This is a genomic window from Deltaproteobacteria bacterium, assembly GCA_003696105.1.
Lineage (GTDB): Bacteria > Myxococcota_A > Polyangia > Haliangiales > J016 > J016.
In genome coordinates, this window is the sequence record RFGE01000144.1 from 1 (window position 1) to 8,533 (window position 8,533).

Here is an 8,533-nt window from a genome sequence, read left to right on the forward strand (position 1 = left end):
CGCGTTGCCGCACGCGCCGCAGTTTGCGGGGTCCGCCATCAGGTTGAAGTCTTCGTCGACGTCGCCGTCGCAGTCGTTGTCGCGGCCGTCGCAGACCTCGGGCGCCGGCGTGCACGGTGCAGCGTCGGTCGCCCCGTCGATGGTCGGCGCCGCGTCACCGACCGCGCCGGCATCGCGGCGTCCGCCGCCGTCGCCCACGCGGCCTCCGCCGTCGTCGAACGCGCCGCTGATGTGGTATGGCTCGACGTCGCACGCGACGAGCGCCGCGCACGCGGCCAGTGCGAGCGCGCGCAGAGCTCTCGCAGCGTCACCCGGCACGCACTCATTGTACCACCCCGGCGCGCGACTCCGCGAGGGGCTGCGCCGCAATCCCGCGACGGCGGCGACGGTGCGGCACGGGGCAGGTGGCGACCGCCAACGGCGAGGGACGGACCGGCTCAGGCGGTCGACTGGGCGGCGGACGGGCTACGGCGCGAGCTGTACGCGCGTCAGCGCCAGCGTTTCGGCGAACGCGCCCAGGTGAACCATGTGAGGTGCAGTGGCATCGCCGTAGGGGATGTCGTATCCGGTCAGGGTCGGATCGAGATCCACGTAGACGGCCGTGCCGAGAGGTCCGGTCCCATTGCCGGGAAGGTAGGTTCGCTCGCCGGCGTCGTAGCGAGGTTGCACGCCGTCGACCGGCTCGAACGCGACGCTCGCCGCCGGAACACCGGCCCGGTCTACTTGTACCGCGAAGATCGAGCTGCCTTCGGCCAGGGGGGCGCTGCTGTTTGCGACGATTTCCTCGACGAGTGCGCGGCGCATGACGGGTATTTCGACGCCCCTGGCCGCGCCGCCCGCGTCGAGTGAGACGAATACGGTGCTGCCGAACCAGTCGTCGTTGGCGACCGCGACGACGGCGATCGTCGTCGCTTTTTCCGGCGACGCGACGGCGAACGTACCGTCTGCGTCGGCCGTGGCGAACGTGATCAAGGTCGACACGATCAGTTCCGAATTCTCAGCCGGCCGACAATCGACGCGCTCGGTCAAATCGAAGATTTCGCATAGTCGGCCGCGAATGGTCGCGCTTGGCGGCGGCGGCGGCGCAGGTGGAGGCGGCGGCACACCCGGATCGCGCAGGGGATAGTGGTCCACCTCGCACGCGGCCATGCCCACGGCGAGGAACACGCTTGCCATGGCGATGCGCATCACCCGAGCGCGCTGGCGCGTCGCAGCGAGATCAGCCGAGCGGTCGGAGCAGAGCTGCGAGTAGCGCGGGTGTCTTGCGATCATGGACGACTACGGACCGCTGTGACGTCGGCGGGCGAACGGCCCCATTTGGAGCGCAGGCGCATGGCGATCATCGATGCCCATGCACGAGCGGCGCCATGTGCGTCACGACGCAAAATCGTCCGCTGTCATCATTGCAGCCGCAACCACACTTGGCGGCCCGTGCGCGCCTGGAACGTGAGTTCCGCCGTCTGGCCACTGGCGTTGAAACTCCCGGAAAAGTCGGCGCGTACGACTTTCGTCGTCCCGGACGCAAACACCACGCCGTTTGCCGTTGCGTCAGCGGTCGACGCGCCCGAACTGCCGAGCGACGTCGAGCTGATGATCGAGCCGGTGGCAAGGTTGACGCGGTGAAGCATCCCGGTCCCGGCGGTGCCGACTTCGTTGATATCCACGTCCGATGTCACGACGTACAGCTCGCCGCCGGCCACGAGCGCGGGAGCGAACACGCGCTGGCCGACGAGCGGGATGACGAACGGCCGTTCGGGCGTGTTGGGGCCGGTCTCCGACAGAGGCGTGAGCGCCGGATTCACGTTGAGCCGCACGCTCACGACGTAGCTGGTGCCGCCCGGCTCGACCCAGGTGGCGCCGTTGGGATCGACGTAACCGCCCGAGACGACGATGGCATAAAAGGTACCGGCATCGTCGCGGTAAATCGTCGGCGAGGCGCCGATGGGCTGCAAGTCCGTCGAGAACCGGAACAGTGGCCCCGGGTACACACTCGTGCCGGTCTCGGCGTCGAGTACCCATAGATCGCCGTACAGGGTCGGAACCACGATCTTGTCGAAGGTTCCGTCGTCGGACGTGTCGATGGCGGCGACGCCGCCGGGAATGCCGGTGGCCGGCAGCGGAGGTGTGCTGGTGCTGCGCGGCGGCGGATACAGGTGCTCGAACGGTTGGGACCACAACAACGACCCATCGCGCGCGGACAGCGCGGCCACGTAGACTCCCGCACTCCCGGTGCCACCGTTATTCGTGCTCACGATAACCGCCGGCTCGATCTGCCCGTTGATTCGGATCGGTCCCATGGCGAGCTCGAGGCCGACGCCCAGTTCAATTGCCGACCGGGCCGCAGGCGGGTTGGCTTCCCACAGCACCTTTGGTGCGCCGGGGTCCGTCACATCCATCGCAATCACCGCCGGTGCGGCGGCCGGATCGGCCGGGTTACCGGTGCCGAGTTGGAACGCCATGATCGTCCGCCACTCGCGCGTCCCGGTCCCGTCGAAGTCTCCGAACATGTCGGCCACCTTGGGGGAGCCGTCGATACGTTGCTCGTTGAGCCGCAGTCGTCCGAGCTGGGTGCGGGGAATGTACGCCCACAGCTCCCGGCCGGGTTGCGTGCAGGGCGCGACGTCGTCGGCGCAGATCGCGTGCAACATGCCGTCGAGGCCGCCAACGTAAATCATCGTCGGCCGTGTAGTGCCGGCCAACGGGCTCGACTCGATCAGAGCCATCGTCGACCGGTCGATGCCACCTAGGGTCGGAACGTCAGTGGTCCCCGCACCGCCCGATGGCCGGCCCGCAAGGATCTTCGAGATCAGAGTCGACACGTCCGTCGGCGTACCGCTGGGCAGCAAGAAGCTCCCGAGCGTCGATGTGCTTCCAGTGTGGAACGGCACTATCGTCGGCTTCACGCCGGGTTCGACCGTGGTGAAAACGGTACGGCAAGATCCGTCGAACGGGATCGGACAACCGGACGGGTTGGCGTTCGGCATGACGCCCGCAGCGTCCCACAGCGGCGCGCCCAGGTCCTGGTATTCCGTCGGATCGGCAGACAACAAGTTGGCGTCGTACGCGTACAGATGTCCCTTGCGATAGGGAAACACAAACGTCGATGCGTCACTCGCGCTGGAGTACGTGGTCGGTGTCTCGTCGGGGGAGTAGATGGTGGTCGAGCCCTGCAGGTACGTGAGCAGCGCCGCGAGCGGCGCGACGATCGGGCTCGAACGAACGAGCGCCAGCGGGGACGGCGGGTCCGGTGGAGCGACCTCGGCTTCGAGGTTGAGCATCGTGTTGAGCACGAGGCGCTCCCCGCCGGGCTTGCCATTGTAGTCGTGCCCGCCGAGATAAATGATGGGGCCTTTGGCCGGGTCGTTGTCCTTGCGCCGATACGTGTAAAAGTCCCACGCGCTCTTCGCGTCGACGTACGCGCCGTCTGGATCCGATTCCGCACGCAGGCAGCTGCCGGTGACGGCGTCGAAGTCGGCGCCCGCGCAACTCGAAATAAAACGCAGTGTTCCGTCCAAGTAGTGCGAGTCTCCGGGCGCGAGCGCGCCTTGCGTGTCCACCGTGACCGCGCACAGTGGGCATCCGGCGGGCCGCCAGTTGTGGATGTGGCCGCCGATCCCTTCGAAAGTAAGATCGCCTTTTTGTACGAACGGACTGGCGACCTCGCGGTGATGAACCCTTCGTTGGCGGACGCGTCGCCAAAGTTTCCCAGGCCGTTCTTCACCATGCCGTTGGTGAGCTGGAAGTGGCCGCTGAAGGAGGCGTCGACGTCGGGCGCGCCGCAGGTGAGCGAGCAGGCGGGCGCAGGGCCGCCTCCGCCGGTCGTGCTCGGGCAGGCGCCGCCGCCGCCGGGACTGTCACAGTTGGCCGGGGCGGCGTCTACGTCTTTTTCGAGCACGATCCCTTGCGAGTCGACCGCGACGCGGCAAGGAAACGGATTGACCGCCGCCTCGAATTTCCATTTTCCACGGCCATCCACCGTGACAGTGGCGATTTCGGCGCACGAATTCGCGTTGCGAATGATCACCGTGTCCCCCGGCGTTCCCCTCCCCTCGACCTTCAGCTTGCCGTTTTTTTGCTCCGCTTTGGTGAGTTCGAACGCGCCGCCACCGCCGCCGCCGCCGCCGAGTTTGAACGAGCCCTCGAAGGTTTCGATGGATGCGCACTCGGCGAACAGCGCGTGGCCGCTGTCCACGAACGCCGCGATCTTGTCGACGACGGCGTTGATGGTCGGGTCGCTGGTATCCCCCACCCAGTGCGGTGCCCACAGCGTCTGGTAGTTGCCGACCGTCAAGCAATCGTTCAAGAAGTCGTCCGGCGTCTCGAAGCGCCCGAAGATGGTCCCCGGCGCGCACGCCGTGCCCCCGGCGTCGGGCGTGAACAGGCCGGCGCGCATGAGGTATCCGTCCAGCACCGCAGAGGCGGCACCGCCGAGGTTGAGCAGCGCGAGGGGCCGCGGCGGGCCGTTGTAGCGGCGCGCGACCTTCGCGGTGAACGGCTTTTGCGCGACGTGCACGTCGACATCGACGAAGTCTGCGGCGTCGAAGATGCCTCGGGGCGGCGTGCCGACGCCGACGGGATCGCCGTTTTGGATCAGAGACAGTGCGAGCGGCGCGTCGGCCGCGGGGATCACGAACGGCGATCCGCGGTACTCGATCACGCGCGTGGGCGCGCAACTTGGCGTGTAAAACGAGTCGGTCGCACCCGTGGTTCGGTTGAAGAGCTTGACCGGCTCGCCATCGCCTCCATCGACCGCGAAGTCGGTGGAGTCGATCGCAATCTTCTGGTCGTCAATGATCACATTGACCGTGATGCCGTGCTCGAGCAAACGGTACACGAGGCCATAGGCGCGGATGACTCCGTTGTCGGCGGTCGAGTTCGGGCAGTAACACATCGGCGGGTTGCGCGTGTGCGCGAACGCCGTGTCGCCGGCGTATTGATGGCACTCATCCATCGGAATGATCAAGCTGCCGGCTTCGAAGGTCTGTACCGGATACGGCCCGAACGCACCCGCATGTCCGGATGTCACCGACCCAGCGTCGACCGACATGGCCACGAGTACGATCCCCAACGTGCGAAGCACGCGTGTCTTGTGGCGACCCAGTGTCATTGCGATACTCCCCTCGTGTTGGCTCGGTGCGCGAACGGAACCGCCGAACGATGACCGCGACCGGTCGCCGCGGTACCCCCTGGCTCGTCGGCCCGGCTCACGACCTCCTATTGTACTCGGGAACCGGCCTACTGAGTGCGCTTTTCGTCCTGGTAGCCGCACGGTGGGTGGAGCCGATCCGTCTGTTCTTTGCGCTCAATGTGGGATGTACACTCACACACTACGCGCCGACGTGGCTGCGCGCGTACGGCGATCGCGAGGAGCGGCGTCGCAACCGGTGTGCGGTGTGGCTGTTTCCGCCGGCCGTCGTCGTGCTCGCGGCGGCGACGTGGGAGCGGCAGACGGTGCTGGCGTTCGTGCTCTACGCGTGGGACCGTTTTCACGCGGTGATGCAGAATTATGGCTTTGCCCGGTTGTACGATGCCAAGCACGCGGGCGCCCCCGCGCGCTGGCGCCGCCTCGATCTAGCGTGGTTGACGGCGATGGCGGCCATGCTCACGGCGTGGAACATGGGGTTGCTCGTTCCGTTGCTCGAGCAACTTGAACGGGTCGGCATTCCGATCGCGCATCGGCGGGCGGTGATGACCGGGATTCGCGCGACCACCACCACGGTGGCGGTCGTGATCACGGCAATCTGGCTGTGGGACACGGTGCGCCGCACGCGGATCGACGGCCGGATCAATAGCGGGCGGCTCGCATTTCTCGCGTTGATCACCGCCGGCCACGGCGTGATGAATACAACGACGAACGTATTCCTTCTGGGTGCCCACGAAAAGGTGTACCACTCTGTGCAGTACTGTGTGCTGGTGTGGCACTACAACCGTAAACGGGTCGCGCACGCCCGGCCGGACGACGTGTCACCGCTACTGCGCTGGACGGCGGGACCGCGCGGCTTGTGGGTATATGTCGGCGTGCTGACGCTGTGGACGTCGATCGTGTTCGCGATCGACGCCGCGTGGTTCCGGCCGTTGGTCGGCGCGAGCGGCAATACCGGCCTGTACACCGCGCTGTTCGCGGCGCTGGCGCTCACGCACTACTACTTCGACTCGTTTCTGTGGCGCGTCCGGCGCGCGGACATCCGCGCGAACCTGTGACCATGTCGCGGTTGTGGACACGGCTGACCTACGCGAATTATCAGTTCGTCGCGTTTGTCGTCGTCGGCGGCGCACTCGCGGCGGTCGATGCCGCGTCGCCCGAAACGGCGTGCATGACGCGCCCCGTCGCGCTGTATCGGCTTGCGGTCGAACTCGATCCCGACTACGCGCAAGGACACTTCAATCTCGGCGTGTTCGCGCAGGCGCGCGGCGACTTCGATGCGGCCGTCGAGCACTATCGCGCCGCCCTGGCGGCCGATCCGCTCGACCACACGCCGCTGGTCAATCTCGGTCAGATCTACGTGCAGCGCGGCGAGTATCCGGCCGCCATCGCCGCACTCGAGAACGCCGCTCGTCACGGCCACGATGACGCAGCGGTCTGGACGTTGCTCGCGCGGGCTCATCGGGAGCGCGGGGAGATGGACGCGGCGCAGCGGGCCGCGGGGCGTGCGCGACGGCAGGCGCCGCGCGATCCCGACGTGTGGCGCGAAGTGGCGGCAGTGGCCCACGCCCGGGACGACTGGGATGGCGTCGAGGCGGCATTGGCGCGGGTAGTCGCGCTCGATCCTGCGGCCGCGGATGCCGTGTTCGGGCTCGGACGGGTCGCCGAACGCCGCGGGGCCGTCGACGAAGCCGTTCGGTTGTACGAGCGAGCGATCGCGATGGATCCGCGGCTGGTTCCCGCGTATGGCCGGCTCGCAGTGGTGGCTGTGGAGCGCGGCGAGACCGAGGCGGCGCGGCGATGGTTGCGCGAGTTGCTCCGCATCGCGCCGGACGATCCGACCGCGACGCATCTGCTCGAGTCGCTCGGCGGCCGCGCATCGGCGGGCCGACCTGCGGGGGCGGGCCGTTGACGTGGAGCAGGCTGCGCGCGCGTCAGACTCGTGTTTCGCCCTTTTCTAGGCCGAAAATTGGACCGGCCACGCCGACTCTGCGATGGGTTTGTTGGTCGCAAACCAACACGGAGGCAGCGTGGCCGGCAACCTTGTTCTCACATTTATTCGTGCACTGGCAATTTTTCGGTCAGCGCTTACAAAACCGAGCTTCGCGAACCTGATCGTATTGGCAACGGGCTGGGTACTGGATCCGGGCGCGGTTACGCAGGCGTTGGTCGTGACGCAGATGGCGGGCGCGACGGACTACGAAAAGTACCACCGGTTCTTCTCGCGAGGCACGTGGAATCCGGACGATCTGGGGCGGCGATTGTTTGACTGGATCATGAGCACGCTTCCGTCCGACGAGCCGATCCGGCTCGCGGTGGACGACACGGTCGCCCCGAAGAAGGGCGAGCACGTGTTTGGAGTCGACGCGCACATCGATGCCGTTCGCTCGACCAAGAAGTACAAGGTGTTCTGTCTCGGCCACTGCTGGGTGGTCTTGGCCGTGTTGGTGAAGGTTCCGTTCTCGAAGCACGTGTGGGCCTTGCCGATTCTGTTTCGCCTGTACCGAAACAAGAAGACGTGCGCCAACAAGAAGCTCCCGTATCGAAAGAAGACCGAGCTTGCCCGCGAGATGGTCGACCTCGTCGTTGGCTGGGCGAAGGGCCGCGCCGTCGAAGTGACAGGCGATTCCGCGTATTGCAACAGCACCGTTATCCATGGGCTTCCGGACAGCGTGCACTTCATCGGCGACATGAGACCGGATGCCGTACTCACCGCATTGCCACCCCAAAAGACAACCCGGCGTGGACGTCCGCGCAAACGCGGTCGTCGTCTCGCGTCGCCCGAGAAGCTCGCTAAAGATAGTCGGCGTCCCTGGCAGACCTGCGAGGTCAAACTCAACGGCAAGCCCAAGACGGTGCAGTACAAAGAGTGTTGGGCGCAGTGGTATCGAGCCTGTGGCACCCGCTTACTTCACATCGTCGTCGTTCGAGTCGAGACGGGATCGATCGGGCTGCGTACCTTCTTCGCTACCGACCGTCACCTAACCGTTGAGCAGATCCTTGAAGGATACTCCGGTCGCTGGGCCATTGAGGTTAGCTTCAGGAACCTGAAGCAGTTGCTCGGCTTCGCCGATTCCTCCGCGCGTAAACCCGAGGCAGTCAAGCGCGTCGCGCCCTTCGTCGGCATGACCTACACGCTGTTGATTCTGTGGTTCACCGAGCACGTCTACCAGACTCCTTATGCCACTCCGCCGTTCCGTCCTTGGTACCCGCACAAGAGCGGCCTGTCGTTCGAAGACATCCTGCGCGCCGCACGTCGCGTGTTGAACCCACAGCGGTTTCTTGATCTGCCCACCCTTCTCGACAACTTACACAATTCCAACATCGACCTTGAACCGCCGGCTACGCCACGCCAAGAGGCAGCTTGAAGGGCGAAACACGAGTCAGAAG

At 66.2% G+C, this 8,533-nt stretch carries 8 protein-coding genes; 5 read left to right on the top strand and 3 right to left on the bottom strand.

All coding sequences use genetic code 11. The annotated features are described in order from the left end of the window. The 3 genes from D6689_09895 to D6689_09905 form a co-directional block, all read right to left on the bottom strand. Positions 1–318 (bottom strand): hypothetical protein (locus D6689_09895; protein ID RMH41882.1); only part of this gene is annotated, 318 nt, incomplete at its 3' end. 147 nt (positions 319–465) lie between these two features. After that, on the bottom strand, positions 466–1,188 hold the full coding sequence (locus tag D6689_09900) for a hypothetical protein (GenBank protein ID RMH41883.1): 723 nt from the start codon (positions 1,186–1,188) through the stop codon (positions 466–468). A 212-nt stretch (positions 1,189–1,400) separates the two neighbouring features. Beyond that, positions 1,401–3,557, bottom strand: a complete 2,157-nt coding sequence (locus tag D6689_09905; protein RMH41884.1) for a hypothetical protein — start codon at positions 3,555–3,557, stop codon at positions 1,401–1,403. Positions 3,558–3,596: 39 nt separating this feature from the next. On the opposite strand from D6689_09905, the gene D6689_09910 reads away from it, so the two are divergent. The 5 genes from D6689_09910 to D6689_09930 all read left to right on the top strand — a co-directional run bounded on the left by D6689_09910 (position 3,597) and on the right by D6689_09930 (position 8,511). Further along, positions 3,597–4,277 carry a hypothetical protein gene (locus D6689_09910; GenBank protein ID RMH41885.1) on the top strand — a complete coding sequence of 227 codons (681 nt, stop codon included), beginning with the start codon at positions 3,597–3,599 and terminating at the stop codon, positions 4,275–4,277. A gap of 210 nt (positions 4,278–4,487) precedes the next feature. Next, entirely contained in the window at positions 4,488–4,685 is a 198-nt protein-coding gene (locus D6689_09915; GenBank protein RMH41886.1) for a hypothetical protein, read from the top strand. A gap of 589 nt (positions 4,686–5,274) precedes the next feature. Beyond that, the gene (locus D6689_09920) at positions 5,275–6,201 is read left to right on the top strand and encodes a hypothetical protein (GenBank protein ID RMH41887.1); all 927 of its coding nucleotides are present in this window, start codon (positions 5,275–5,277) and stop codon (positions 6,199–6,201) included. Continuing rightward, positions 6,162–7,055 (top strand): tetratricopeptide repeat protein, encoded by an 894-nt coding sequence (locus D6689_09925; GenBank protein RMH41888.1) that lies wholly within the window; start codon positions 6,162–6,164, stop codon positions 7,053–7,055. The genes D6689_09920 and D6689_09925 overlap by 40 nt, the downstream gene beginning before the upstream one ends. An 82-nt stretch (positions 7,056–7,137) precedes the next feature. Next, positions 7,138–8,511 carry a hypothetical protein gene (locus D6689_09930; GenBank protein RMH41889.1) on the top strand — a complete coding sequence of 458 codons (1,374 nt, stop codon included), beginning with the start codon at positions 7,138–7,140 and terminating at the stop codon, positions 8,509–8,511. Positions 8,512–8,533: the final 22 nt, after the last annotated feature.